This window comes from Streptomyces sp. NPDC059874 (genome assembly GCF_042731135.1).
Lineage (GTDB): Bacteria > Actinomycetota > Actinomycetes > Streptomycetales > Streptomycetaceae > Streptomyces.
The window spans coordinates 18,451-42,721 of sequence record NZ_JBHWJY010000020.1 but is presented as its reverse complement, the minus strand read 5'-3'; the positions used below and the strand labels follow the sequence as shown (position 1 = coordinate 42,721).

General features: G+C 70.6%; 23 protein-coding genes and 1 pseudogene. 13 read left to right on the top strand and 11 right to left on the bottom strand.

What is annotated here, in order from left to right; all coding sequences use genetic code 11:
- The first annotated feature begins 27 nt into the window (after positions 1-27).
- The 4 genes from ACFV9H_RS14320 (at position 28) to ACFV9H_RS14305 (ending at position 2,172) form a co-directional block, all read left to right on the top strand.
- The gene (locus ACFV9H_RS14320) at positions 28-405 is read left to right on the top strand and encodes a hypothetical protein (RefSeq protein ID WP_385397514.1); all 378 of its coding nucleotides are present in this window, start codon (positions 28-30) and stop codon (positions 403-405) included.
- Between the two features lie 247 nt (positions 406-652).
- Complete coding sequence (locus ACFV9H_RS14315) at positions 653-931, top strand: GlsB/YeaQ/YmgE family stress response membrane protein (RefSeq protein WP_385397512.1); 279 nt, start codon at positions 653-655, stop codon at positions 929-931.
- A gap of 227 nt (positions 932-1,158) precedes the next feature.
- Positions 1,159-1,365, top strand: a complete 207-nt coding sequence (locus tag ACFV9H_RS14310; RefSeq protein WP_385397510.1) for a hypothetical protein — start codon at positions 1,159-1,161, stop codon at positions 1,363-1,365.
- Positions 1,366-1,785: 420 nt separating this feature from the next.
- Entirely contained in the window at positions 1,786-2,172 is a 387-nt protein-coding gene (locus tag ACFV9H_RS14305; RefSeq protein ID WP_385397508.1) for a hypothetical protein, read from the top strand.
- 4 nt (positions 2,173-2,176) lie between these two features.
- Here the strand turns inward: ACFV9H_RS14305 and ACFV9H_RS14300 are convergent, their stop codons facing one another.
- The 3 genes from ACFV9H_RS14300 to ACFV9H_RS14290 all read right to left on the bottom strand — a co-directional run bounded on the left by ACFV9H_RS14300 (position 2,177) and on the right by ACFV9H_RS14290 (position 5,029).
- Entirely contained in the window at positions 2,177-3,154 is a 978-nt protein-coding gene (locus tag ACFV9H_RS14300; RefSeq protein ID WP_385397506.1) for an AraC family transcriptional regulator, read from the bottom strand.
- 547 nt (positions 3,155-3,701) lie between these two features.
- Entirely contained in the window at positions 3,702-4,457 is a 756-nt protein-coding gene (locus ACFV9H_RS14295; protein WP_385397504.1) for an alpha/beta fold hydrolase, read from the bottom strand.
- Positions 4,458-4,516: 59 nt separating this feature from the next.
- The gene (locus ACFV9H_RS14290; protein ID WP_385397502.1) at positions 4,517-5,029 is read right to left on the bottom strand and encodes a hypothetical protein; all 513 of its coding nucleotides are present in this window, start codon (positions 5,027-5,029) and stop codon (positions 4,517-4,519) included.
- 196 nt (positions 5,030-5,225) lie between these two features.
- Between ACFV9H_RS14290 and ACFV9H_RS14285 the strand changes: the two genes are divergently transcribed.
- Together ACFV9H_RS14285 and ACFV9H_RS14280 are read left to right on the top strand one after the other, a co-directional pair.
- Entirely contained in the window at positions 5,226-5,375 is a 150-nt protein-coding gene (locus tag ACFV9H_RS14285) for a hypothetical protein (RefSeq protein WP_385397500.1), read from the top strand.
- 43 nt (positions 5,376-5,418) lie between these two features.
- Positions 5,419-5,592 carry a hypothetical protein gene (locus tag ACFV9H_RS14280; protein ID WP_385397498.1) on the top strand — a complete coding sequence of 58 codons (174 nt, stop codon included), beginning with the start codon at positions 5,419-5,421 and terminating at the stop codon, positions 5,590-5,592.
- Between the two features lie 222 nt (positions 5,593-5,814).
- Here ACFV9H_RS14280 and ACFV9H_RS14275 read toward each other — a convergent pair whose 3' ends face one another.
- The gene (locus ACFV9H_RS14275; protein WP_385397496.1) at positions 5,815-6,837 is read right to left on the bottom strand and encodes a beta-propeller fold lactonase family protein; all 1,023 of its coding nucleotides are present in this window, start codon (positions 6,835-6,837) and stop codon (positions 5,815-5,817) included.
- A gap of 630 nt (positions 6,838-7,467) precedes the next feature.
- Between ACFV9H_RS14275 and ACFV9H_RS14270 the strand changes: the two genes are divergently transcribed.
- Complete coding sequence (locus tag ACFV9H_RS14270; RefSeq protein WP_385397495.1) at positions 7,468-8,160, top strand: GNAT family N-acetyltransferase; 693 nt, start codon at positions 7,468-7,470, stop codon at positions 8,158-8,160.
- Positions 8,161-8,879: 719 nt separating this feature from the next.
- Here ACFV9H_RS14270 and ACFV9H_RS14265 read toward each other — a convergent pair.
- Together ACFV9H_RS14265 and ACFV9H_RS14260 are read right to left on the bottom strand one after the other, a co-directional pair.
- Positions 8,880-9,542, bottom strand: a complete 663-nt coding sequence (locus ACFV9H_RS14265) for a response regulator (protein ID WP_385397493.1) — start codon at positions 9,540-9,542, stop codon at positions 8,880-8,882.
- On the bottom strand, positions 9,517-10,689 hold the full coding sequence (locus tag ACFV9H_RS14260; protein WP_385397491.1) for a sensor histidine kinase: 1,173 nt from the start codon (positions 10,687-10,689) through the stop codon (positions 9,517-9,519). The genes ACFV9H_RS14265 and ACFV9H_RS14260 overlap by 26 nt, the downstream gene beginning before the upstream one ends.
- A gap of 174 nt (positions 10,690-10,863) precedes the next feature.
- Between ACFV9H_RS14260 and ACFV9H_RS14255 the strand changes: the two genes are divergently transcribed.
- Both ACFV9H_RS14255 and ACFV9H_RS14250 read left to right on the top strand, forming a co-directional pair.
- On the top strand, positions 10,864-13,137 hold the full coding sequence (locus tag ACFV9H_RS14255; protein ID WP_385397489.1) for an MMPL family transporter: 2,274 nt from the start codon (positions 10,864-10,866) through the stop codon (positions 13,135-13,137).
- Positions 13,138-13,250: 113 nt separating this feature from the next.
- Complete coding sequence (locus tag ACFV9H_RS14250; RefSeq protein WP_385397487.1) at positions 13,251-13,418, top strand: hypothetical protein; 168 nt, start codon at positions 13,251-13,253, stop codon at positions 13,416-13,418.
- A 784-nt stretch (positions 13,419-14,202) separates the two neighbouring features.
- Here the strand turns inward: ACFV9H_RS14250 and ACFV9H_RS14245 are convergent.
- A complete protein-coding gene (locus tag ACFV9H_RS14245) occupies positions 14,203-14,547 on the bottom strand; it encodes a hypothetical protein (RefSeq protein ID WP_385397485.1) in 345 nt (114 codons plus the stop codon).
- Positions 14,548-15,824: 1,277 nt separating this feature from the next.
- Positions 15,825-16,004: pseudogene (locus tag ACFV9H_RS14240) on the bottom strand (AraC family transcriptional regulator); the annotation flags it as partial.
- Positions 16,005-16,327: 323 nt separating this feature from the next.
- Between ACFV9H_RS14240 and ACFV9H_RS14235 the strand changes: the two are divergent.
- Entirely contained in the window at positions 16,328-16,591 is a 264-nt protein-coding gene (locus ACFV9H_RS14235; protein ID WP_385397483.1) for an SMI1/KNR4 family protein, read from the top strand.
- A gap of 297 nt (positions 16,592-16,888) precedes the next feature.
- Here ACFV9H_RS14235 and ACFV9H_RS14230 read toward each other — a convergent pair whose 3' ends face one another.
- On the bottom strand, positions 16,889-17,227 hold the full coding sequence (locus ACFV9H_RS14230) for a hypothetical protein (RefSeq protein ID WP_385397481.1): 339 nt from the start codon (positions 17,225-17,227) through the stop codon (positions 16,889-16,891).
- Positions 17,193-17,897 (bottom strand): hypothetical protein, encoded by a 705-nt coding sequence (locus tag ACFV9H_RS14225; protein ID WP_385397479.1) that lies wholly within the window; start codon positions 17,895-17,897, stop codon positions 17,193-17,195. The genes ACFV9H_RS14230 and ACFV9H_RS14225 overlap by 35 nt, the downstream gene beginning before the upstream one ends.
- 232 nt (positions 17,898-18,129) lie before the next feature.
- Here ACFV9H_RS14225 and ACFV9H_RS14220 point away from each other — a divergent pair, with 232 nt between their 5' ends.
- Positions 18,130-18,396, top strand: coding sequence for a transposase (locus ACFV9H_RS14220; RefSeq protein ID WP_385397659.1), 267 nt, complete (start codon positions 18,130-18,132; stop codon positions 18,394-18,396).
- 57 nt (positions 18,397-18,453) lie between these two features.
- On the opposite strand, the gene ACFV9H_RS14215 is transcribed toward ACFV9H_RS14220, so the two are convergent.
- Complete coding sequence (locus ACFV9H_RS14215; protein ID WP_385397477.1) at positions 18,454-20,463, bottom strand: spermidine synthase; 2,010 nt, start codon at positions 20,461-20,463, stop codon at positions 18,454-18,456.
- Between the two features lie 135 nt (positions 20,464-20,598).
- On the opposite strand from ACFV9H_RS14215, the gene ACFV9H_RS14210 reads away from it, so the two are divergent.
- Complete coding sequence (locus tag ACFV9H_RS14210; RefSeq protein WP_385397475.1) at positions 20,599-21,003, top strand: hypothetical protein; 405 nt, start codon at positions 20,599-20,601, stop codon at positions 21,001-21,003.
- 446 nt (positions 21,004-21,449) lie between these two features.
- Positions 21,450-24,047 (top strand): class III lanthionine synthetase LanKC, encoded by a 2,598-nt coding sequence (gene lanKC, locus ACFV9H_RS14205; RefSeq protein ID WP_385397473.1) that lies wholly within the window; start codon positions 21,450-21,452, stop codon positions 24,045-24,047.
- Positions 24,048-24,271 lie beyond the last annotated feature (224 nt).

Sequence of the window (24,271 nt, the reverse complement as noted above, 5' to 3'; positions counted from 1 at the left end):
GCACACGGTTGCGGTCAGACGCAAGACATGACTGAATCGGAGAAGACCAACAACGCCCGTTCCACGTCGCGCAGTTCCTCCAACGGGACCAAGACCCGCGAGCGGGCGGCAAGCGCGGCCCGGGAGGGCACGAAGGCGGCCTCCACCACGGCGAGCGGCACCGAGGGCGCCCTCAGCGCCCTGTCGGCACCGCTGGCGGAGAAGACCGCGGCCGCCACGAAGGCCGTCCGCGGGACCCTCGGCCGAGCCGGGTGGGTCTGGACCGCGGTCAGGGCCCGTAAGGCGGTCGCGGCCGGAGGGGCCACCGCCACCGCCGCCGTCGTGACCACCGCCTACACGCTCGGCCGTCGGGCCGGCCTGCGACAGCGCGGGCCGCTCTCCAGGCTCACCGGCGGCCGCCTCTGAAAGGAACGGCCACTCATCACGCGGCTCATCACGGCGACCCTCGCAGAGCCGGCCCACCCAGCGTGCCCCGATCAGCCCTGCCCTCCTCGGGCCCGGGCTCATCGGGGCTTCGCCGTCTCCCCGGCCCGGCTCGCCGACGGCATCCACGCAGTCGGAAAACGATCAAGAGCTCGGGACGTTTGAAAGCTCCCTCTCGGTGAAGTCGATCGTTGACACCAGCTTTATACATCGAGGTAGGAGACGCATCATGGGCATTCTGGCTTGGATTCTCATCGGGCTGCTCGCGGGCCTCATCGCCAAGGCGATCATGCCGGGCAAGGACCCCGGCGGCATCATCATCACCATGCTCATCGGCATCGCGGGCGGCCTGCTCGGCGGCTGGCTCGGCAAGGTCATCTTCGGTGTCGACTCCATCGACGGCTTCTTCGACCTCTCCACCTGGATCGCCGCCATCGTCGGCTCTGTCATCCTGCTCGCCGTCTACCGGCTGGTCACCGGAAACAAGCGCCATCACAGCCACGCCTGAAACGACACGGCCCACCTCCCCCGGCCACGGCTCCGCCCTCTCCCGAGAGGGCGGAGCCGTTTCCCGTGTGCCGCCCGAGCGGTACGCACTGAGGCCCACCCAACGGATTGAACATGTTCAGTTCCATGGGTAGGCTGATGCCGGACCAAGAGGCGGGTCGCACCCCGCAGCAACGGCTGCCCGCAAGCGGGCGGTTGAAGGGAGCGAGAGGGATGGTCGTAGCACGCATGGCAGTCGTAGTGCTGGCCACGTGGGCCGGGCTCAGCGTGCTCTTCATTGCCCCCTCGCCCCTGCCGGAGCAGTGGCGTTACTACATCTACTCGCCGGCGAGTGTCGGCCTGTGGATGCTGGTGATGCTGGTGATGCTCATCGCACCCTTTGTGGCCTGCGCCGCTCAGTGGAAATGGATCAGGAGGGGCGGCGCCCGCGCCTGAGACCCTCGTCGGCTCCTTCAAACGGGCGGAATGATCCCACGCGGCCGCGTGCCGGAGTTCGTGGCCGCGGTGCTGGGCGAACGCCTCGGCAGGACCGTGAGCGTGGACGAGATCGCCATGTACGGCAGGTCCGGCGTCAACCCTGACATGGGGTTGGATTTCGCCTGCGGCCCTGTCGACGCCGTTCGCGTCGCCGCCACCTACTGGATAACCGTGGACCGCACCCGCCGCCAGGTCATCAGCAAGGCTTCGCCATCCCCGCGTTCGCCACCCCAGTCACCCGCTGGCTCGCCGAGGCCCCCATCGCGCACATCCGGTTTCACACGGTGCGCGGGGCGCAGTTTCGCTTTCCGGATGACCGCCGCGGATCCGTTCGCTCGGCGGCTTCCGCCGCGGGCTCCGGGTCGATGGAGTAAGCACATGACACCCACACAGCCCTCGACCGCCGAGCCTTCCGGAGAAGGAAGCGACAGCGCAGACTGCGAACACGTCCGGCGCGTCCTGGCCCGAGCCGGCTTCGACACGTCCTCGCGCGAGGGGGAGGGCCTGCGCGTGTGGCAGACGCCCGAGGGGGTCATGGTGGGCTGGGTCGCCCGTGAGGTGCTGCGGCCGACCGTCCAGGTGCACGGCCATGAGGAAGACCTGTCCCGGTTCACATCGCTGTCGGGTCTACACAAGGCGCTGCAGACGGCCCTGGCCGAGATCCTTCGCGAGGCGGAGCTCGACGTCGCTCCTCACGGGGAGCGCCTGCTCGCCGTCAGGCCGGGGGCCGCGTCACTGGACGGAGGGGCCGGGGCGCCGAATTGACCGCTCAGGTCCCGGCGAGGGTGCGCCGGGGCAGGACTCCGTACGCGAGGCGGTAGGCCGCGGAGAAGCGCCCGTGGTGGTGGAAGCCCCAGCGGTGGGCGATGGCCGTGACCGTGTCCCGCGAGGGGTCCGACGCGACCAGGTCGGCGTGGGCCAGGGATAGTCGTACGCGGCGCAGGTAGGCCATCGGGGTCATGCCGAGGTGGCCTCGGAAGGCGTACTGCAGGGCCCGCGGTGTGACGCCCGCGGCACCGGCAATCTCCGTCAGGCCGATTTCGGCGACCGGCTGCGACTCGATGAAGGCGACGGCCCGGCGGACGGTCTGCGGAGTCGCGTCCCGTGTGTCGGCAAGCACGGGGGCGGGGCTGGCATCGGTCGGAAAGGCGGCCAGGAGCATCGCGGCAAGCATCCTGCCGGCCGCGTCGACCACCAGCGGCTCGCCGCTCGCCGGCAGGGCCAGGACGCTCTGCTCCACGTAGTCGACGGTCCTTTTCCACTGGTCGGCCATGGCCCTGGAGACGGGGGTGAAGCGGTGGAAGCGCAGCGGCCGGGCGGGCCGCCCGGCCGGGCGGCCCGCAGCCCGCTCCAAGTGCGCGAGCGGCACCGTGACGGCGCGCAGCTCGGCCGAGTAAACCCGGCCGGCGTAGGGCAGATGGGGCTGTGAGATCGCCAGGACGTCGCCCGGTCCGGCTTCGGTGTCGTCGTCCGCGCACTCGCGGGCCATGCGGCCGCCGACCACGTGTGTGATGGCCACGGAGCCGAGGGCCTCGGACGTGTACGCGTACTCCGTCGGCAGGGCAATGGTGCTGAGCGATACGGGACCGGCCTCGGCGCGGGTGTAGCGGAAGGAGCCGCGCGGGGCGGGCGTCTTCATGCGCAGGCTCGTCCCGTACGCCGCCTTCAGCCAGTCGCGTGCGACGTCCACGTCGGCGGTCCGGAAGCTGTATCCGCCCAGTGGCTCGGCGTGGGGCTCTCCTTGCACGACGATCGGGCCCCTCGTTCGCGGCGGGCGCGGCACGGAGTGAGAGCTGCGCGGACTCAGCGTACGTTGCGATGCGGGGGCGGGGGACGCGTTCCTCAGCCAGACGGGTCCCGATGCCCACGCTAGCGCCACAGTTGTTGCCTTGCGGCCGTAAGGGCGCGCAGCGCGCATGCTCACAGGTGCGGGTGGGATGAGCTCATGCCTGGACCGTCAATGTCCAGGCTGAAGCCGCAGTCCTTACCGGGGACTTTGCTCTGCAGCGGCACCCCACGCATCGATCTCGCCATAGGGGATCATGACGCTGATCAGTTCAATAAATGCTCGGGCGCAGTTCCTCAAGCAAAACTTCCCGGTACGGCATGCTCGGCTGCCCCAGAAGCGCCTCAGGTAGCGGCACTCCTGCGGCTTCCGGTCACCGCGAGGCGACTGTGAACCACTACTTGGACGCACTGCCGCTGGTCATCATCGCCAAGGTCGGCCCCCAGTTCGGTCAAGGTCCCGTTCGGACAGGCCGACCGTGCCAAACGGGCGCTATGAAGTCATTCCGTCAGGAGTTCCTGCACCTCATCAGGAATTCCGCTATGCGTATACCCCATGTCCCGACTTCGGCGCGCGTCCGTGCCACGTGCAGCTGCGCGTCAGGCAGACAGTGGGCGAGGGTTTGCGCCGTCGCCTGCGGATGGCCCGGGTCATCCGCCCAGGCCAGGATCAGCGCCGGTTGGCGCAGCGTGGCGATCCGGTCCGGCGGCGGCAGATCAGCCAGCGCGAGGCCGCGTAGTACGGAGGGCAGGACCCGCTCCTGAAGTGTCGGCGGGATCTCGGGTACGTCCGCTATGACCGCTGGGCGGGGCCGGCTGTTCTTGGCGTCCTGCCAGGCATCCACCCCCTCTCGTTCGACGGTGTCGGCTGCCGACCGGTTGGCGCGCGCGTAGGCCTTACGGGTCCCCCACGCCGTGGGCGGGATGAGCAGGACCAGCCGGGAGAACCGGTCGGGTGCGCGGAGGGCGGCGTGCAGGACGGTGCCGCAACCCATGGAGGCACCCATGCCGTCGATGGGCTCCGTGGCCCGCAGGTGATCCAGCAGGGCCAGCAGGTCGTCGGCGAGGGAGGCGTAGGTGTAGTCGGTGACGACGGGCGCGCCGGTGGACCGGCCGTGGGCGCGAGCGTCGTAGCGGACCAGGCGCCGTCCGGCGTCCAGGACGGGCGCCCACTCGAAGAGGCCCATCTGTTCCTCGGTGGCCTGGCTCGCGAATCCGCCGTGGGCGTAGACGGCGAGCGGCCCGTGACCGGCGTCGTCATACACGAGCTCGGCTCCACGATGACTGAAGCGGCCTTCCGCGACAGGATGCGCTCCCACCACCCTCACGGCCCGACGGCCTTCCCCGGACCTGCGCGTTCGACGGTGGACAAGACCCGTACCAGGGCCGGCCGTGCGGGAGCCGATCCGAAGCCGAAGCGCACCGGCGGGACAACGGGAGAAAGAGGGCCGAGGTCGATCCCGTCGAAAGAAGCGTTGGCTGCGACGATCGGCCACAGGTCGCCGGCCGCGTACCACTGGCGGCACCCGGGGCGCGAGCTCCCTCGGGTTCGTACGCCGGCCATCAGGCGGGCAGGGACGTCGGCCACGGCCGCCCATAGCTGCCGTCGAGCGAGCCGCCGGGGGATGGTCCGCAGTGCGTAGCCGAGCATCCCGCGGCGGCCGACGGTGAAGCACAGGATCAGGGACCCGGCCGCGACGTCCCACACCCCGTCGCGCCTGCGCACGCTCACCGGGCCCGTCCGGACCTCGTCGAAGTGATAGATACCCGCGACGTACTCCGCAGTGCGGGAGGTGGGTGCCAGCAGCACACGCCGGCCGTCAGCGCGTTCCAGCATCACGTCACTGAACGGCCCAAAGGGCGACTGGGGCCAGTGACCGACGACCACACGCGTGCCGGACCCCGTTCCGGCGGCTGCGATCCAGCCATCGAAGCTCAGCCGTTCACATCCCACTCCTCTTGAGTACCCCCTGCCGTGGCCGCGCATGCGGGGCGGCGGCCGTAGCTCTACTCAGCGCTGCCGATCAGCACGCATGAACGCCGAAACCCTCCTCGTCCACCGTGGGGGCGCTGCCGTGGAGGAGCCCTTGAGCGCCCAGCCCGAACACACACCCATCCGCACCTACGCGCCCGCACGCGGCGCCCCAGCCGACCTGCTCGCACAGCTGCGCGCCAAGCACTGAGTGCGGCCTTCGAAGGGTTCTGCCCGATCATGCCGAAGAGACCGTGCGGGGCGTCCTGGGCACCGCGGCCGCCGGGCCGTGGGGCTTCCGCCAATGGGACACCGGCGACCCCGAGGGCGAGGACGTCCGCATCGCCTCCGTCGGCCGGCTGTCCGTCATCTACTGGATCAACCAGCCCCTGCGCCACCTGCCCGTTCTGGCCATCGTCTGGCTCTGATGACCACCCCATGCAGCACTCTGGTCGCAGGCCGCTGACGAATTCGATGGAGGGTTCGGCGTCGGCGTACCGTTCCGGGGTGACAGATACGACTCGAGAAAACGATCTGCCGGCAACCCAGCCGAACTCCCCCATTTGGCCGTCCGCCGAGAGGCGCCAGCCGGTGAATGCAGTCGCTGGGCGTTCGTCTGATCAGCCATGGCCGCTCGCTTCGCGCTCGGGTCAGGCAGTCTTTCCGTGCGTCGCTGCGAGGCCCGTCGGCCCGTCGCCCACGATCACTGTGTCCGTTGCGCGGGCTGTCGAGGTGTCGATGATCGACAGGTTGTCTGAGTCAAAGTTGCTGACGTAGACCCGGGAGCCGTCCGGGCTGACGGCGAGGCCGTTGGGGCCGTCTCCCACAGCGATGGTTACCGTGACGGCACGGCGGCCGGTGCTGATCACGGACACGCTGTCGGAGCCGATGTTGGCGACGTAAACCTGACAGCCGTCCTGTCCCACCCCGATTCCCGCGGGCTGGTCCCCGACCGGGATGCGGTCCGATTCCGTGCCCTCGTGGACGTCCACCACCGAAACATCGTCCGAGGTCAGGTTGGAGACGTACAGGTGGCGGCCGTCGGGGGTGAGCACCAGGGCGGTCGGTCCGCTGCCGACCGGGATCGTGCTGGTGACCATGCCCGTCGTGGTCCGGACCACCGAGACGGTGCCGGAGGCGGCGTTGGCGACGTAGAGGGTGCTTCCGTCGGGTGTCACCGCCAGGCCCAGCGGTGCATCGCCCACCGCGATGGTGTCCGTCACAGCACGGGTGCGGGTGCTGATCACCGAGACGTCGTCCGATGCGACGTTGGCGACGTAGACGTTCCGGTTGTCCGGGGAGACCGCCACTCTGCTCGGTTCGTCGCCGACCGCGACGGTGTCGATGACTTTCCTGGTGCGGGCGTCGATCACGGATACGGTGTCCGCCGAGGAGTTGGTCACGTAGAGACGGGAGCCGTCCGGGCCGGCGGCCACGCTGTCCGGTCCCTCACCGACAGGAACGCTGTCCACGACCACGCCGGTGCCGGTGTCTACGACCGACACCGTGTCGGAGTGGAGGTTGGCGACGTAGACGAAGCCATCGGGCGGCTGTGACAGCCCAGCTGCCGCCGTCCCCGCAGATGCGTCGGCCAGGTTTCCCGGCTCCATGAGCGCCACTGTCACGCAGAGCACCACGGCCGCTCGCCGCCCCACGTCCTGATTTCTCGTCATGGAGCCAAGCTAGGGCTCCGGAGCGGAAGGCCCCGTGAGGCTCGCGCTCAAGCTGACCGCACGGCACAGCCCGTGGGGACCGAGCCGGTCGGTCGAGTGAGGGCTGAGGAAACCGCTCGAGGCCGTCTCCCAACCGCACCCCCGTCCACGGGTGGCCGACGTCGGCGGCCGCCAGATGCTCGGCGTGCTCGGCGACCTGGCGGACCTGATCCGGACGCAGCGGGGCCGCGCGGCCGACCGCCCGCAGCAGGCCCGTGGTGTCGTGGCGGCCGAGGACGAGGAGCTGCGAGCGGGCAAGGGCGCCGATGCGCTTCGGTGGTGTCCCGTCTGCGGATCTTGGTCCTTCTCTGCGCCTCAGCCCGAGTGGGCTATGGATCGCTGAGGCGGCGCCAACGGCGGACCTCGGTTATACGCCCAGTGTCTTGCTGGGCACGTCACCGGCCCTCGCTTCCGAAGTATCAGCTGGCGAGTAGTCACGTGCCACGGGCCGCCGGGGCTTCTCTTACCCACTGCCATCCATCCCGGTTTCAGCCTGACCGGCAAATGGATGGAGGCGTCGCCCGGCCGCGGCGGACGACGGGGGATGGTTGTTCGCCCGTCCACCGGTTGCGGTCATGTTCTAATCGCCGGATGGCGAAGATCGAATCAGAGCTGATACGACGTTGGCTGAACGGCTGGACCGTGGCTCGCTCCCTGCCCGAGGCCGAGCCGGTCGAGCCCGCCGGGGACGGCCTGCGGTCCAAGTGCGACCAACCCGGCCGCGAGGTCGAGGTGTTCGCGCTGCGTGCGGATGAGGAGCCCGGGTCCTTGGCACGGCTGGCGGCGGCCGTCGCCGCCGCGAGCCGGCCCACCTGGCTCACGGTACCTACGCTGCGCCCAGGAACCGTCGAAGCCGTCGTCAGCGCCGCCGGACTGGAGTTGCTCCAGCGGTCCGAGTGGTTCATGACGACCGATCTGACCGAGCACCCGCCGCACGCACCCGCCGCGCCGTACGAGCGCGAGGTCCGCACGGAGGGATCAGTCACGGTCGTCTCCCTCCATGGCCCCTCCGGAGAGGTGGCGGCGCGCGGCGCTATCGCCGTGGTCGGCGCCGATGCGATCGCCGATCGCATCGAGACGGACCCGGCGCACCGCCGACGCGGCCTGGGTCGCGCCATGATGAGCACTCTGGCGGAGGTCGCCGTGGCCCAGGGCGCCCGTACCGGTCTTCTCATCGCCAGTCAGGAAGGCCAGCACCTCTACTCCTCCCTCGGCTGGCACCACGAAGCTGACGTCCTGATCGCCCGGGGGCGAGTGGTTCCCCGCCCCCCGCATGAGCACTGACCAACAGGAAGAGGCATCCCTGCCTCACCGAACCGACCACCACTCCCACCAGCGGAAACTCACCGATTACGTTCGATAGAACAACGGGTTCTCAGGCATGGACCACACCGTGCGATCGCGCAATCGCGCCCTGACCGACAGGCACCGCAGGTCAGATAACTGACGAGCCCAAACCCTGCGCAGGTTCAGTGAACCAAGCCGAGCACCAACCCGCTCAACCAATCTGCACAACACCACGTCACAAGCATGCCGACTGCTCAGCTTCACTGACCAACGACACAGATGGTCGATTCCGGCTCCCGGGGCCGACCGCGCCGGGGATGACGGAGGGCATGGCGCACACCATGCCCGTGGCCGTCGACCCCGCCGGACTCCGCCGTCTCGACGCCCTCGTCCGCGTACACCGCGACAGCAAGACGGCCTGGCTGGACGAGGAGGTGCCGGAGCGCCTTGCGGGGCTTCGGGGCGCTGGACTGCGCGCTGCGCGGGCCGGGTTGCGGGCGGTCCGGGACCGGCTCCAGACGCCCTGTGGGAGCCGCTGCACCACGGGGTCTACTGGAGCCGTCACCGTCACCGTCCCCGTCGAACACGCGGAACGCGCCGGGCTCGTCCTCCAACTGATCGCTGTCGAGCCCGTTCTTCGCACACAGAACAGCATCCACTTCAGGGCCCGCCTCGTAAGTCGTCGGGCTCTCATGGGACATAGCCCGGCACCCGGCTCAGGTGCCGGGGAGGATACGGCGCGTTTCGTAGGCCCACATCGCGATCTCGACCCGGTTGCGGGCGCCGAGTTTGGCCATCAGGCTGGCCAGATGCGTCTTCACCGTGCTGAGGCTGATGTGCAGCGCATCGGCGATCTCGGTGTTGGTCAGCCCGCGAGCGACGGCCAGGAGCACCTGCTCCTCGCGGGCGGTGACGGAGGAGACCGGCTGGGCCACGGGCCGGCCGGCGGGCAGGTCCGCGAATGCCTGGAGCAGACGGACGGTGACGCTGGGCGCGATGAGCGCCTCACCGTCGGACGCCGACCGTACGGCCTGCGCCAGAAGGTCTGGTCCCGTGTCTTTGAGGAGGAATCCGCGGGCGCCTGCACGCAGCGCGCCGTAGACGTACTCGTCGAGGTCGAACGTGGTGATGACGACCACGGCCAGCGGGTCGGCGACGCCCGGGCCGGCGACCAGCCGGGTGGCCTCGAGCCCGTCGATCACGGGCATGCGGATGTCGAACAGGCAGACGTCGGGGCGCAGTTCGCGGGCCAGACGTACCGCTTCCTGTCCGTCGGCGGCCTCGCCGATCACCTCGATGCCGGGCTGCGCGTTCAGTATTATCCGCAGCCCGGTGCGGATGATGGTCTGGTCGTCAGCGACGAGGACGCGTATGGACACCGCTCTCGCTCCTTGCTCTCGGCAGCTCGGCTTCGACATGCCAGCCCCGGTCGGTGCCCGGGCCGGCTCGTAGTGTGCCGCCGAGCAGGGTCGCGCGCTCGCGCAGTCCGGTAAGTCCGTATCCGTCGCGACCCCGGCCGGTGCGCCGGCCGTTGTCGCGCACGCTCAGCCGTACCGTGTGCCGTTCGGCGGCGACCCGGACGACGAGCTCGGTCGCGTCGACCGCGTGGCGCAGCGCGTTGGTCACCGACTCCTGCACGATCCGGTAGACGGCGGCGTCCACGGCCGGGGGCAGCGCGTCCAGTTCGCCGTCGAGCCCCAGGTCGACCCTGAGGCGACCACCCGGGGTGCGCACCAGGCGCTCCAGGTCCGCGACTCCGGCAGGCGGCGCCAGCTCGGCGCCGACCCCGCGGTCGCGCAGCGCGGCGACCATGGCGCGCATTTCCTCCAGCGTGCGCGCCCCTTCCTCCTCGACCCCCTCCAGCGCCTCGACGGCGGCGGACGAGTCGGTGCCCGCGAGCACCCGGCCCGCCTGGGCGATGATCACCATGGCCGACACGTGGTGGGCCACCGTGTCGTGCAGTTCCCGGGCGAGCTGCTCGCGCTCGCGGGAGCGCACCTGCTCCAACTGCCGCTCGCGAGCGGTCCCCCGGAACCGCACGGCAGCCCCGACCGCGCCGGGCAGCAGCAGGAAGACGAAGCCCACGACGTTCTCGACGACCGGGGTCTCGTCCGTGACGGAACACAGCGCGCCGGCCGCGACGATCACCGCGCCGCCCAGCACGATCTCGCGTCCCGATCCCCACCGGGGCAGCGCGTACACCAGCACGAGCACGACCGCGCCGGTGTAGAGGCCGACGGGCTCGCGCAGTGCGGCGACGAGGGAGGCCACCGGAAGGAGGACCACCGAGCCGAACGCCAGCGCCACCATCGCCAGTGGGCGGCTCCGGCGCCACAGGAGCAGCAGGCACAGCCATACGGCGAACACCACCGCCACCGGCCGCCACACGACGTTCTCGCGCAGGGTGGCCTCCAGCACCACACCGCCCAGGCCCGCGGCGAGCAGCGCCCAGTCCCGCCACACCCGGGCGGGCGCGTCGGGCGGCCGGGGTTCGGTCCACAGGGTTCGCAGGTCGTCTCGTAGCACGGTTCTCAGACTAGGGGCCTCGGCGCTCCGCGCATCGGCCGAAAGGACGGGTCGTCACTCCGCCCCGGGGCCTACGGATCCGCGGCCCGCGAGCCGATGCCGCGGAGCGCCGTGGCGACGAACCTCGACATCGGGGCCGTACAAGGACGGCCGACGAGGTGGTTGGAGGACCCGATGCTCTCGAAAGCCCTGTTGCGCCTGGGCGCAAGCGCCGCCCGCCATCCCTGGCGGGTGATCGCGGCATGGCTGATCGCCGCCACGCTCACCGTCCTCGCCGCGATCGCCTTCGGCGGGCGGACCGCGGACTCGATGTCCGCTCCGGGGCTGGACTCACAGCGGGCGGCGGAACTGATCGAGCGGGCCGGCACCGGCCAGGAGGGGATGACCGCCCAAGTGGTCGTCACCCCCCTCGACGACCGTGCGACGTTCTTCGACGACGACGACGGCGCGCGCACCGCTCTCACGCGGCTGCAGACCGAGGTGAAGCGGCTGCCGCACGTGCTCGGCACGAGCGACCCGGCGGGGGCACTCGACGCGGGCGGGGACACCGCCGTACGCGGCGGCCTCGTCTCGGCCGACGGGCGGATCGCGGTCGTCCGGGTGCAGTATCCCGACCAGAGCCGGCTGTCGGCCGAAGACCTCGACGCCCTCGTCGATCTCGGCGACCGGCTGCGCGCCGAGCTGCCGCTGCGCATCGAGATGGGCGGGAACCTCTTCTACGCCTTCTCCGACCCCGACGGCGGCGCGAGCGAGTTGATCGGCCTCCTCGCCGCGGCCGCGATCCTGTTCCTGGCGTTCGGTTCGCTCGTCGCCGCCGCGCTGCCGATCGGCATGGCGGTCTTCGGGCTGACCGTCGGGGTCGCCACGATGACGGTACTGGCGGGGGTCACGGACGTCCCCACCTTCGCACCGGTCCTGGGCAGCATGGTCGGGCTCGGAGTGGGCATCGACTACGCGCTGTTCGTGCTCGCCAGGCACCGGGAGTACCTCGCGCGCGGGCTCGATCCCCACGAGGCGGCGGGGCGAGCGGTGGCCACGGCGGGGAGGCCCGTGGTCTTCGCCGGCGGCGTCGTCGTCGTATCCATCCTCGGCCTCGCGGTCGCGAACGTGCCGTTCATGACGGTGGGCGGGCTCGCCGTCTCGATCGTCGTTCTGACCATGGTGGTCGCGTCGGTGACGCTTCTGCCGGCCTTCCTCGGCGCCGCCGGCCCACGCCTGGCCCGGGCCGGCCGGATCGGGAAGCTGGGCCGACTCGCACCGCGGCGGGACACGGTGGCGGGCGCCGCTCCCGCCGCCGGTTGGCGGCGCTGGATCGGGCACGTCAGCCGGCACCCGGTGCTGTACGCGATCGGCGCGGCGGGGCTGCTGTTGACCGCGACGCTGCCCGTGCTCGGCCTGCGCGTCGGCCTGCCCGACGACGGCTCACTGCCCGACAGCCGTACCGAGCGCCGCGCCTACGACCTCGTCGCCGAGGGGTTCGGCCCGGGCACCAACGGTCCCCTCGTCATCGCCGCGGACCCCGCCGATGATCCGGGAGTGCTGGACCGACTCGTCGGGGCGGTCGCGGCGGATCCGGGCATCGCATCCGTCGCGCCGACGCACATCGATCGGGCCACCGGCATCGCGACCCTCGTGGTGTTCCCGACCACCAGCCCTCAGGACAAGGCCACAGCCGACACCATCGCCCGGCTGCGCACCGACGTGCTGCCCACGGCGATCGGGCACGGCCCGGCCAGGGCCCACGTCGGCGGCGCCACCGCGAGCCTGTCCGATGTAGGCCAACGCACCAGCCAACGCCTGCCGGTGCTCGTCGCCGCCGTGCTGGCGATGTCATTCCTGCTCCTGCTGCTGATCTTCCGCTCGATACTCGTACCGCTCAAGGCGGTACTGCTGAATCTGCTGAGCATCGGCGCGGCCTACGGCATCATGGTCGCGGTCTTCCAGTGGGGCTGGGGAGGCGCACTCATCGGGCTGGAAGCGACGGTTCCGATCGTGTCGTTCATCCCGATGTTCCTCTTCGCCATCCTGTTCGGCCTGTCGATGGACTACGAGGTGTTCCTCCTCTCCCGCGTACGCGAGGAGTACCTGCGCACCGGCGACAACGGCACGGCGATCGTCGAGGGCGTCTCGGGCACCGCCCGGATCATCACCTCGGCCGCCCTCATCATGGTGGCGGTCTTCCTGTCCTTCGCCGTCGCCGAGGACCCCTCCGCCAAAATGTTCGGGCTCGGCCTGGCCACCGCGATCTTCATCGACGCCACGGTCGTACGCATGGTGCTGGTGCCGGCGACCATGACACTCCTCGGCCGGACCAACTGGTGGCTGCCGAGGTGGCTGGACCGGATGCTTCCCCGCGGCCCGGTCGGCACCGACGGCACCGACGGCACCGCCAGCACCGACGCGGAATCCACGGATGAGACCCCTCGTCCAGGGCTGGTTGACCGCTGACTCGACTCCTGCCCACCCTTGGCGTCCGGCACCTCAGCGCATCACCCTCGAAGTCCACATCCGGGCGAGGCGCGGCGGCCGTCCAGACCGGCATCCAGGCCCTCCAGCAGTACGTGGAACGGGAAGGCGGTGGCCTTCCCGGGCGCGCCCACGTCGAGCACCTCCCCGACGGCACCGAACACCGCACCGGGATATGGATCGCCAACCAGAAACAGCACCGCGACAAGCTCGACGCCGCGCAGCTCGCAGCCCTCGCCCACCTCGGAGTGGAGTGGGCGTAGGGCTGCCGTGAAGGCCGGGAGAGCAGTCCAAAGGCGGACCGCCCTCCCGGCTCAAAGCCCCGGGCATCATCGCTGGGGGTCGGTGAGGCGCTCTTTCCCGCAGGACCGGGCTCCGGCTCGGCCGATGTCGAGGAGCCGTCACCAAGGCCGATGCAGGCCGCGTTCGCTGGTCGAGCCGATGTACATCCCGGGCCGCATTCGTCGAGAGCGTGGACAGCCGGGCGGGCGCCTGCTCGGAGGAGGTCGGCCCAGGGGATCGCGCGCCGCTGTCGGAGGACAGGCGGAGGACAGGCGGAGGCCTGCGGAGACCGCGGCGGGCCCCATTTCCGGCGATCCCCAGGCCGTGATGCGCCCTGGTGGCAGCTCCGCGACGATCTGCTCGTAACTAACGGTGGGCGCTGACGCTGCCGAATTTGTCGGTACTCTCGAACTTCTCGGGCATGGTTCTCACCACCCTGAACGGGCCGGGGCACGGCCCCCCTCGGCCGTGACAACACGCGGCCCGCCAGCAGCATGATCGTCTCGCGACGGGAGGGCGAACCACACCGCGCCGCCGATCAAGTCGACGGCGATCAGGTCGGCGGGCACCGGGCGGTTGCGGCGTGCGGGGGTGCGGGCGTAAAGGCGCATCGGCACTCCCGTTCAAGGTCGTGGCGTCGAGGCGGTCCTGCCGGTCCATCGACCGTACGCCGAACCGGACCCTTCCACCGCTGTCCCGGCCCGAACCCCCCGAAGACGCCCCCTGGTCGGGCGCACCGCACGGACGGTGCGCGATCGCGCCGGCTCACCTGCCGAACATGAAGAAGCGGGCGGGGACGAACATCTCGTGGCCCGTGGTGAAGCGGACGCGGACTCCGTCCTGCGTCCATGTCGTGGACTCGATGCCCTTCTCCGCCACGGCGGTGTCGACGTCCAGCCAGTGTCCGTAGGCGGCACCGGTGTAGCGGCCGGCCACGATCCGGTATGTGTCCCGCCCGGACGGGGTGTGCCGGTGGACCAGTTCCAGGTAGTGCTGTGCCTCGTCGGCGTAGACCACCGAGGAGGGCGCGGCGCTGCGGTACGTCACCTCGGTCCGGGGCCACCACACCACGGTCAGGACGACGGCGGTGAGCACAACGCCCGCCACCACGCCCGACAGGACCAGGACGACCCCGGCCGGCCGGCGGTTCCGGCTCCTGCGCTCGTCGGTGAACGTGTCGATGATGCCCTCCAGGCCGTCGTCGCTCCGCGAAGGAGGACGCGAATCCGACCCGACCGGTTGTGCCGGCCCACGGGTCGGTCCCTTCCGCTCGCTGCGACGAGTTCGGGGGCAGCCCTACGGGCCCCGCAGGACATCGGCATGCCCCAACAGTTTGTGGACCAGTTCGGCGGCCTGTCTGGCCGCTGACTCCCCAACTCCTTCGCAGTCGTTCTCAACCTTTGCCGTGCGGCAGCACTCAGAACAGGGCTGAGAGACACGATGTGAAGGGGAGGCCGGATGCCGCCGGGCACCGAACACGACTGCGTGGCTTACGCGCGCCAATCAGCGCAAGCCGCACCGGACTGCGCACCGGCTGTACGGGGATGCCGAGCGACACGACGTTCCTCGTCGAACCCTTGGCGCCGCTCCCCCGCATCGCAGCCCGAGTCATAGGGCCGCCCCGTAGCAGGCTGCCTGAATGTCGAATAGGGGCTTATCCGTTCAGGTCATGAACTTGCAGACCGCCGCCCTGCCGGCGGGGCCCAGCAGAAGACTTACGACGAGGAGCATTCGATGTATTCCACCCGACGTCGCCGCGTAGCGGCTGTGACCGGTGTGCTGACGGCCGCCGTCCTAGCTTTGCAGTCGGCCGGCCTCGCGACAGCGCAGGAGAGTGGCGGTTACGGCCATCGTGACGAGCCGGCGCTCGGCCCCGTTGCCGTCAATCCGGCTACCTCCTCCCTGGCTCTGCCACTCGACGTCATCACGGACTCGGCCGAAGAGCGGCGCCTGATGGACGTCGCCCGGAACCGGCTGGTGACGCACTGCATGGCCCGGTACGGCGTGACGTACGCACGGCAGGACCCGGCTCCGGTGACGGGCACCGAGGACCGCCACCAGTACCTCTTCGGCGTGGCCGATTCCACGTTCGCGGCCGCGCATGGCTATGACCGGAGCGCGGGGATACCGCTTCCGCCACGGTCGGCCGAACCGGAGCTCACCTCAGACGGTTTCACCGCGCTGTACGGGCAGCGCCCCGGGGACGCACCGACGGGCATTCCTCCACGTACCGAGGAGGAGGCCCAGGAGACCGACAGCGGAATCACGGTCAACGGCCAGACCGTCCCGGTCGGCGGTTGCGCCTCCGAGGGGTACCGCAAGCTCTACGCCCCGACGCGGGCCGCATCGACTACATGTTCTCGTTCGAGCTCGCCGGCCAGGCACCTGCCGACCTCGTCGCGGAAGCGACGGGTGAAGGTACGCACGCTGACGCCTGCGTGGGCGGCCATGTCGGCCAGGGTGACGGGTTCGGCGAGGTGTTCCATGAGCCATGCCTGGGTGGGCGCGGTGCCGGAGGCAGTGGGGACCGGGACGGGGCCCTGGATGTACTGGGCCTGCCCGCCGTTGCCGTGGCCGGCCGAGGAGCCTTGGCCGCGCAGCCAACCCAGAAGCCACACCCGGCACCCTGGGCGGCCCAACCATACGAAGGGCTCGGCCATCCCGTCCCTGGAACGTAAGGCCAACTATCACGCTCAAGAGCCAATTGTCGCGCTCAGTCACAACCGGTGTGACTGAGCGCGGTAGATGGCCCCTCTGGCCAACTACGCGCTCAGAGCGTCCAAGGTCTTCATCCTGGTGAGCCAACACCTGGCCGGAGACGATGCGCATCTTCGCCTGCCCTGCCGACCCACCCACGGGCACCGGCTGGGGGTCCAGTCGCGTCCGCTCCGTGATCGTCCTCGACGCCCTCATCCGCCTCTGCCCGCCGCCCGCCGAACCGCCGCCCGCGGTGGACTGGGCACAGGCCGAGCGGGCCCTGGGTGCGGCTCTGCCCGCCGATTACAAGCAGCTTGTCGAGACGTACGGCGACGGCATCTTCGACGACACGATCTGGCTGCTCGTCCCCGACTCCGCCTACAGCGACTGTGACCTCCACGCGCAGACGACGGAGCGGGATGAGATCCTGGCCGGCCTGTGGGAGTTCGAGGCGTAGCCCGCCGGCCTGCTGGAGGTGGGGGCGCGGGTCGTGCCGTGGGCGTTCGAGGAGGGCACGGGGGCGTTCCTGTACTGGCTGGCCCGACCCGGTCAGCATCCCGACGAGTGGACCGTGCTCTACAACGAAGGGCGCGGCCCACTGTGGGAGCACCACGACATGGGGTGCCTCGCCTTCCTGCGGGCGGTGCTCACCGGAACGGCGGAAGCGGAGAGCACCGCTTCGAGACGATGCACAGAACGCGGGCAGGTGCGCGGGCGACGTGGTCGAGGGCCGGCCGCTCGTCGCTCAGGGCAGTCAAGCCCAGGGGTCGTCGGACGGATCGGGCTCTTCCGGGTGGAGCATGCGGCGAACGCAGCGCAGGAGCCCCGGCTCACCGTAACCGACGGCGGCCATCCAGGGCAGGACGTCCATGGCGCGGGCGCGTTCTTCGGTGGCCAGGGCGTCGACGGTGGTATGCAGGGCATCGGGAGCGGGTTCGTCAGTGAGGCAGAGCCAGCCGATCGCGGCGGCAAGGCGGACTTCGGGGGCCTGTGCCCGGTCCCGCCACAGCTCGCGGATCCACGCGGTGTCCGGCCGGTGCGGCTGGGCACGTGTGGTCTCAGCCGTGGCGAGAACCAAGGCGGCCCGGGCCATGGGGTCCTGCTCCTTGGCGAACCGGGTGGCGAAGGCGCTTCGGACCGTATGGCCGGGGTCGGCCGCGGTGGCGAGCGTAGGAAGCGTCGATGCGCATGGCGGGGTCGGAGTCGTCGAGTAGAGGCAGGAGCACGGGGGCTCCGGCGGTGATGGCAGCTCGGGCGGCGGCTACTGACCAGCCCGCCGGGTAGCCGGTCACCTCGACGCCGTAGTCGTCGTAGCCGCCGCGCTGGGGAGCGGAGCGGTGGAGGAGGAGTTCGTCGCGGGAGGCGACACCGAAGTAACGGGCGCGGGCCGGGGCCGCGAGACCGCCGAGGGCGTCGGCGCGGTGTCGATGGTGGGGGTCGATGGCGATCCGGATCAGGAACGGGACGGCGAGAGCGACGGCGGCCCGGCTGTCGTCGGCGCACATGCCGATCAGCACAGCCATTGCGTTACGTGCGCACCCGTCTCCGGTGCACAGCAGGCGAACGGCCTCCCGGGCCTTCTCCCCGTGAGGGAAGTTCCCCCAGGGAAGGTCGTCGAGGACGGCTCCGTCGAAGGTCCCGGGCCGGATGGTCGCCACGACGGCCCGGATGTCGAACAGACCTCCCGCGAACGAGGCCAGATCCGCCCCGTCCACCAGCGCCCGACACATCGCGAACGTCGGATCGGTCCGCCAGTCCCCCACACCACACCATCCCACCCTCAATCCACAGAGGTTCGATCATGTCCGATTCGGACGACGTGAAGCCACCGGGCAGTCAGGGCGCTGCATGCCGCAGACCATCGTGAACCCAGAAACCGCCAGCTCAGCCTGTCTGCGCCGCTTACGCGCGGGCCATATATCGCGCACATGGGCCAACTAGGACTTTTCTGGCCGATCATGTGACTCACTCCGTGTCCGTGTCGTTGATGTGGACATGGGGCGGGGTGATCTCCCTGATGCCGAGTGGGAACGGCTGCGGGCGTTCCTGCCGGTCAGCAACAGGCGTTGTGGCAGGTGGCGGGATCACCGGCAGGTGATCGACGGGATTCTGCACCGCGTTCGGACGGGCGTGCAGTGGCGTGACCTGCCAGAACGCTTCGGCCCGTGGAAAACCGTCAGCGATTGCCGCCAGAGGAGCGACGGTCTCCGCCACCCCGTCCAGGCCGTCGCCACCGTGCACAACCTCACCCTCGCCGGGTGAAACAGCAGGTCAAGCACCACTCCGCCCTACCCGAGACAGCCCTTCTGCAACACCCCTTTAGGTGGGGCGGGCGACAGCCTCGTCCCGTACGGGCTCCCCCGCGCGTCTGGCGAATCGCATGGCTACGAAGGCCCCCATGTACAGCAGGGCGACGACCAGCAGCAGGGCCTGATAGCCCGTCACCAGGGCGAGGTACTCGAGGGCGCCCCCGGTCAACGCTCCCAGCAGGTTCGCACCGAACGCGGACGTCGGGTCCGGGGCGAGCGCGAGGCGGTCCGAGAAGATGAGGTTGGCGTAGAAGACGGGGGCGAAGGCCAGGGCGATGGCAGCGGCAAGCCGAAGGGCGAACGGCAGCGAGAGCACCGCGTGCGCCGGGACGAGCCAGGCCACCGCGAGGGTGGCGAGGAGCAGCACCTGTAGGAGTGGCTGGTTGACCCGCGGCAGCCGGCGCCGGACCTCGACCCCCGCGAGGACGGCGAGCAGGACACCGATGAAGACGAGGGCGTTGACCAGCCAGGTCGTGCCGAAGTAGAGGGCGAAATTGATCACGTTCTTTGTTTCGAGCAACATGAAGGCCGCGCCCAGCAGGAACATGTCGGTGTAGCGGAGCGTGCTTCGGATGCGCACCCCGGTCAGGCGCACCGACAAGAGGCTCACCAGCAGGATCGCGCCCAGTACACCCAGGTAGAGCGTGGGGATGTTCCGGTGGAGCAGGTACGGGAAGGGGTGGTCGTCGCTCGCGGCCGCCGGCACCGCGCCGCTCGGCTGCCAAGTCTGCTTGCAGGATTGGTCGGCGGGCGTCATCCCGGCCATGAGCACGGCCGCGTTCTGGCCGAAGGTCGTCATGCAGGGGGCGTGGCCGTAGACGTCGTTGAGACTGCCGGCGAAGCGGTCGACCAGCCAGCTCGTCCGATAGTAGTTGTACATGACGAACGCACCGTTCGGCGCGAGGTGCTCGCGTGCGGCCTCGAACGCCTGCCGCGTGAACAGATAGCTCTCCAGCCGCAGGTTGCTCGCGCCGGACACCAGTGTCAGCGAGTCCGGCAGCGCCAGGACGACCAGGTCGTACCTGGTGTGCGTCCGCTCCAGGAAGGCCCGTCCGTCGTTGATGTGGACGTGCACCCTCGGGTCGTCGTAAGGCTTCGCGGGGTGCAGCTGTGCGCCGATCTGCTGCAGCCGGGGATCGATCTCGACCGCGTCCACGCGCTCCGCCCCGTACGCCAGCGCGACCGCGACGTCGTTGCCGTTGCCCGCTCCGATGACCAGCACCCGCTTGTGCGGGTTGGCGGGGGTCTGGTCGTAGGCCTGTCGGTAGTTCGAGTTCTCCTCCAGCAGCACGTGGAGTGGCGCCATGGCCTGGTGCGGGATGCCGTTGACCGAGATCGAGGGGTTGAAGAGCTGGATCTTGTAGTACGGCGACCAGGAGGAGCCGGCCGTCGTCGACTCCACGAACAGCGCGGCGACCATCGCCGTGAGGGGGATGCCGTACCGCAGGATGTTGCGCCGTCCGCCGAGGATCAAGAGTGCCGCGGCGGCGAGCAGGCCCCACACGACCGATGGGGCGCGGAGCCAGGACAGCAGGGCGAAGCACACCGAGCCGGTGAGACCGCCGAGCAGGTCGTAGCGGTAGGCGTCGAGCGGTGGAAGGAGGCGGAAATAGTCGGCGGTGATCTTGCCGATCGCCGTCATGATGACCGCGGTCAGCAGGAAGATGGCCGGCAACGTCACCCACTCGGGGAGACCGGTCACCTTCACGGAGGTGAAGAAGAGGACCTCGCTGCTGTTCTGCCGCACCTGCACCGGATACTCGCGGACCAGGACGACGAGGACCGCGAGCGGGATCGGCGCCCAGCGTTTGAGCCACTGCCCGCGCGCGGCCGGGATCAGGAACCCGAGGCCGATACCGAGGAAGGACCCCAGCAGGATGAAGTTCGAAAAGTAACTGAGGTGGACGACGTTGGCCCCCGCCCATCTGATCAGCGCCAACTCGACGAAGAGCATGGTGGCGCTGGCCAGTAGTAGCTTCCAGCGCACCGCGTCGGTTTGTCTGGTTTTGCTCAGCTTCATGCGTGCTTACAGTGCCACCTTCGGCAGAGAGGGTCGGGATGCCCTGCCGGATACGTGGCGCGAATGCTCGGGCCGGAGCAGGCGTCCGGCAACCCAGAACGGCTGTCCGCGACTGTGGTCGGTGGGGCGCGGCTGATGACCCTGTACGCGAAGACGTTCCCCGGCTCCGACGGGGCCGCCGCCGTGCGCTGGAACCGCATGGCCGCGACGGCCGCCGACCATTCCGGTGATCCCGCCGCCCGGGTCTGCGTGCGGGGCCGGGCCGCGACCGCCCTTGGGTACGAGGGGGCTTCCCTCGGCGTCGCCGACGTCCTCACCGACCAGGCCCTGGCCCTCGCCGAACGGCCCTCCTTCGGGCTGCCTGGCCGTCTTGTGGGTGACCGGCTTTCTAAAGCTTTTCGGGGCGTTGCGGGTGGGATCCGCTGGTCAGACCGCTTCGGCCCGATCGGCTTGGGCCGCCCGCCCCGTCGCCGCCGCTCCTCCCCCACGCAGACGGTGGACGGCAGCAGCACCCGCTCGAAACCGTTCAGCCCCGGATAGTCCCCCTCGGGCGCCACGGCCTCCTCCGGGCCGCGACGGCCGACGCCTCGTCGGTGAACGCGGCCCAGTCCGGCCGCCCTTCACCCCATCCACCGCTGACGAGCCCAGCGCAGCACCACCAACGCTCGACCGCCGACAGCGATCCTTCAGCGTGCCCCTGCCCCCACCACCATCACCCCTCCTCAAGCCGACACACCGCTCCGCGCCACGCCCGATCTTGGTATGAGCGGCGTCTCCTCCCCCACAGGGGGAAGAGTCCCCCACGTTCTCCACGCCGCCACCACGGCACCACCCGTCGCACGTTCGATCTGGAGCGTCGGGAGTACGAGCCCGACAGCAACAACGAGGGCAATCCCTCCTGATACCGGTCGCCTGCCGCCAACGGACCCCTTCCATACCCGGCACGGCCGTTGTGGCCGCCCACAACCACCCTGCGAGGAGTTTCCGTGCTCGAAGGCTTCGGCGAAGCGCTCGCGGACCGGGAGTACTACGTGCCGCTGCCCAGCGTGGCCGACCCCGGGCCGCGCTTCGCTCCCAGCGAGGTGCCGCCGGGTCTGCGCGGCACCGCCCAGGGCATCTGGACGGCATGGGGCAGTCCGCGGACCGGGCTCGCCGAGCAGGGCTGGAAGATCCACGTGTCGGCGCGGCTGGACCGGGCGCAGCATGTGCTCGACACGGTCGCCGGTATCTGCTTCTCCGAAGGCGTGCCGTTCAAGCACCTGAGTGCCCGGCTCTTCTTCCTGTTCCTCCATCACAAACACGCCGGGCGGGCCCAAGCGGGCAAGTTCTGCGCCGTCTACCCACCGGACACGGCGACAGCCCGCCGGCTGCTGGAGCGGCTGCGCGACGCGCTCGACGGGGAGGAAGGGCCGTACGTCCTCACCGACCGGCGCTTTCGCGACTCGCGGACCGTCCACTACCGCTACGGCTCCTTCGGTGCCCGCAGCCGGCTGCGGGCCGACGGCACCCGGGAGGGGCTGGTCCGCGACGGCTCCGGCCGCGAGGTCGTGGACCTGCGGCTGCCGGCCTTCCACCTGCCGTCGGGGATCGCGGACCCCTTCGTCGAGCAGGAGGAGCAGCCGCACGCGGGCCCGATCCTGATCCGCGACTACGAGGTGACCCGCGCGGTGCGCCTGAGCAACGCCGGCGGCACTTACCAGGCCCGGGACCGGCGGACCGGCCGCACCGTCTTCGTCAAGGAGGCCCGCGCCCACAACGGCCTGGTCTTCGACGGGACCGACGCGCAGCAGCGGCTGCGGCACGAGTACGACGTGCTGCGCGAGCTGCACGCGGCCGCCCCCGGGGTGGGTCCGGAGCCGCTGGACCACTTCACGGAGTGGGAGCACGACTTCCTCGTCGCCGAGTACGTCGCCGGGCAGCCGCTGGTGGGCTGGCTGAGCCGGTCCTCCCCGCTGGCCCGCGCCGACCGCACGGCCGAGTCCGTCGCCGCGTACTACGAAGCGTGCCGGCGCCTGCTGGCCGCGCTGGACGCCTCGCTGGAGCGGCTGCACGCCGCCGGCTACCGGTTCGGTGACCTCAGCCTGGGCAACGTCATGGTCACGCCGTCGGGCGGGGTCCGGCTGGTGGACTTCGAGGCGGCCTCGGAGCTGTCCGCGGCACCCTCCGGGGTGGGCACCCCGGGGTTCACGCCGCCGCCCGGCCTGCTCCGGGCCGACGCCGATCCGCTGCTGCGGGACCGGTACGGCATGTCGGCGGTGGCGCTCGCCTTCCTGGCGCCGTTCAACGAGATCGCAGAACACGCGCCCGCCAACCTCGCGCTGCTGCGCCGCGACCTGGCGGACGTGGCTCCGCCGCAGGACCTGTGGCAGCGGGCGACCGCCTTCCACCTGACGGAGGACCGGGCGCGGGACCAGGACGGTCGCGACCGGCTGCCCTCCCCCGCCGAGCTGGACACCGATCCGCGCGGCTGCCTCACCGGCCTGGCGGAGGAGGTGGCCGCGGGGCTGCTGGAGATGGCTGACGCCGACCGGCCGGACTGGGCCTTTCCGCCCTCGCCCGAGGCGTTCCGGACCAACAGCGTGTGCCTGGCCTACGGCACGGCCGGAGTGGTGCACGCCCTGCACCGCGCCGGGGCCCCGGTGCCGGAGGAGATCCGCGAGCGGCTGCGCCGCGACACGCTGGCGCTGCGCGAAGCGCTGCCCCCCGGACTGCTCGTCGGCTCGGCCGGCATCGCCCGGGTGCTGGCCCGCCTCGGCCTGCTGGACGAGGCCGTCGACCTGCTCCGGGACGCCGACGGCCACCCGCTCACCGCCTCCTGCGGCACGCTGGCCGGCGGGCGCGCCGGGGTCGGCCTGGGCTGGCTCGCCCTGCACCGGCTGACCGGTGAGAGCAGCCACCTGGAGCGGGCCGCCGCGGCAGGGGAGGGCCTGCTGCGCACCCCCGACCTGCCGGCCACACTGGGCGAGCACGACGCCCGCGGCCTGCTGCACGGCCGCTCGGGGCTCGCCCTCTTCCTCCACCGCCTGGCCCGCGACACCGGCGAGGCCCACTGGCTGGAGGCGGGCCGCCTGCTGCTCCACCAAGAGCTGGACCGGACCTTTCCGCTGGACGACGGCGCCCTGTCCATATCCGACAACGCGCGGCTCACCCGTGCCATGCCGTACTTGGCCACGGGCGCGGCCGGTGTCGCGGCAGTGCTCACCCGCTACGTGGCCACCGCGCCGGACGAGCGCTGCGTCGCGGCGCTGCCGAGGCTGGTCGCCAACATCCGGGTCTCCTGCGCCACGAAGGAGGCGGGCCTGTACCGGGGGCTGGCCGGACTGACCTGGTTCCTGACCGAGCACGCCGAGTTCACCGGCGCGGACGCCGCCCGCAGGGACGCCGTGCGCGCCGCAACCGGCTTGCTGAAGTACGCCGTCCCGTACCGGCGCGGGGTCCGCTTCCTCGGAGCGGGTTCGCAGCGGTTCACCGCCGACCTGTCCAGTGGCGGGGCCGGTGTCCTGCTGGCCCTGCACCGCCTGCTGGTCGGCCCGCTCTTGACGGAGCCCCACCACGCGCGTCCCCGGATCCGGGCAGCAGACTGACCGCACCCGGTGGGCGTCCCATGATTGCCTCGGCCCGGCCGTGAGCAAGTCCGAGCCGGGGTATGCAGTGACCGACCGACACAACCCGACAAGGAAGTGGAGAGCATCCATGAGCCAGATCCTCGCGCTCCAGGCGCTGGACACCGAGCCGGAGGACTATTCCTTCCCTCCCTGCTTCAGCGTTGCCTGGAGCATTAGCGACATCTTCCCCGACCCGATGTAAC

Excerpts from the sequence above, each read along its gene's own strand:
- ACFV9H_RS14215 (WP_385397477.1), bottom strand. The coding sequence starts at position 20,463 with ATGAAGCTGAGCAAAACCAGACAAACCGACGCGGTGCGCTGGAAGCTA.
- ACFV9H_RS14310 (WP_385397510.1), top strand. The coding sequence starts at position 1,159 with ATGGCAGTCGTAGTGCTGGCCACGTGGGCCGGGCTCAGCGTGCTCTTC.
- ACFV9H_RS14220 (WP_385397659.1), top strand. The coding sequence starts at position 18,130 with ATGGGGCGGGGTGATCTCCCTGATGCCGAGTGGGAACGGCTGCGGGCG.
- ACFV9H_RS14320 (WP_385397514.1), top strand. The coding sequence starts at position 28 with ATGACTGAATCGGAGAAGACCAACAACGCCCGTTCCACGTCGCGCAGT.
- ACFV9H_RS14290 (WP_385397502.1), bottom strand. The coding sequence starts at position 5,029 with ATGCTGGAACGCGCTGACGGCCGGCGTGTGCTGCTGGCACCCACCTCC.
- ACFV9H_RS14305 (WP_385397508.1), top strand. The coding sequence starts at position 1,786 with ATGACACCCACACAGCCCTCGACCGCCGAGCCTTCCGGAGAAGGAAGC.
- ACFV9H_RS14285 (WP_385397500.1), top strand. The coding sequence starts at position 5,226 with ATGAACGCCGAAACCCTCCTCGTCCACCGTGGGGGCGCTGCCGTGGAG.
- ACFV9H_RS14275 (WP_385397496.1), bottom strand. The coding sequence starts at position 6,837 with ATGACGAGAAATCAGGACGTGGGGCGGCGAGCGGCCGTGGTGCTCTGC.
- ACFV9H_RS14315 (WP_385397512.1), top strand. The coding sequence starts at position 653 with ATGGGCATTCTGGCTTGGATTCTCATCGGGCTGCTCGCGGGCCTCATC.
- ACFV9H_RS14270 (WP_385397495.1), top strand. The coding sequence starts at position 7,468 with ATGGCGAAGATCGAATCAGAGCTGATACGACGTTGGCTGAACGGCTGG.
- ACFV9H_RS14255 (WP_385397489.1), top strand. The coding sequence starts at position 10,864 with ATGCTCTCGAAAGCCCTGTTGCGCCTGGGCGCAAGCGCCGCCCGCCAT.
- ACFV9H_RS14230 (WP_385397481.1), bottom strand. The coding sequence starts at position 17,227 with ATGGCCCGGGCCGCCTTGGTTCTCGCCACGGCTGAGACCACACGTGCC.
- ACFV9H_RS14210 (WP_385397475.1), top strand. The coding sequence starts at position 20,599 with ATGACCCTGTACGCGAAGACGTTCCCCGGCTCCGACGGGGCCGCCGCC.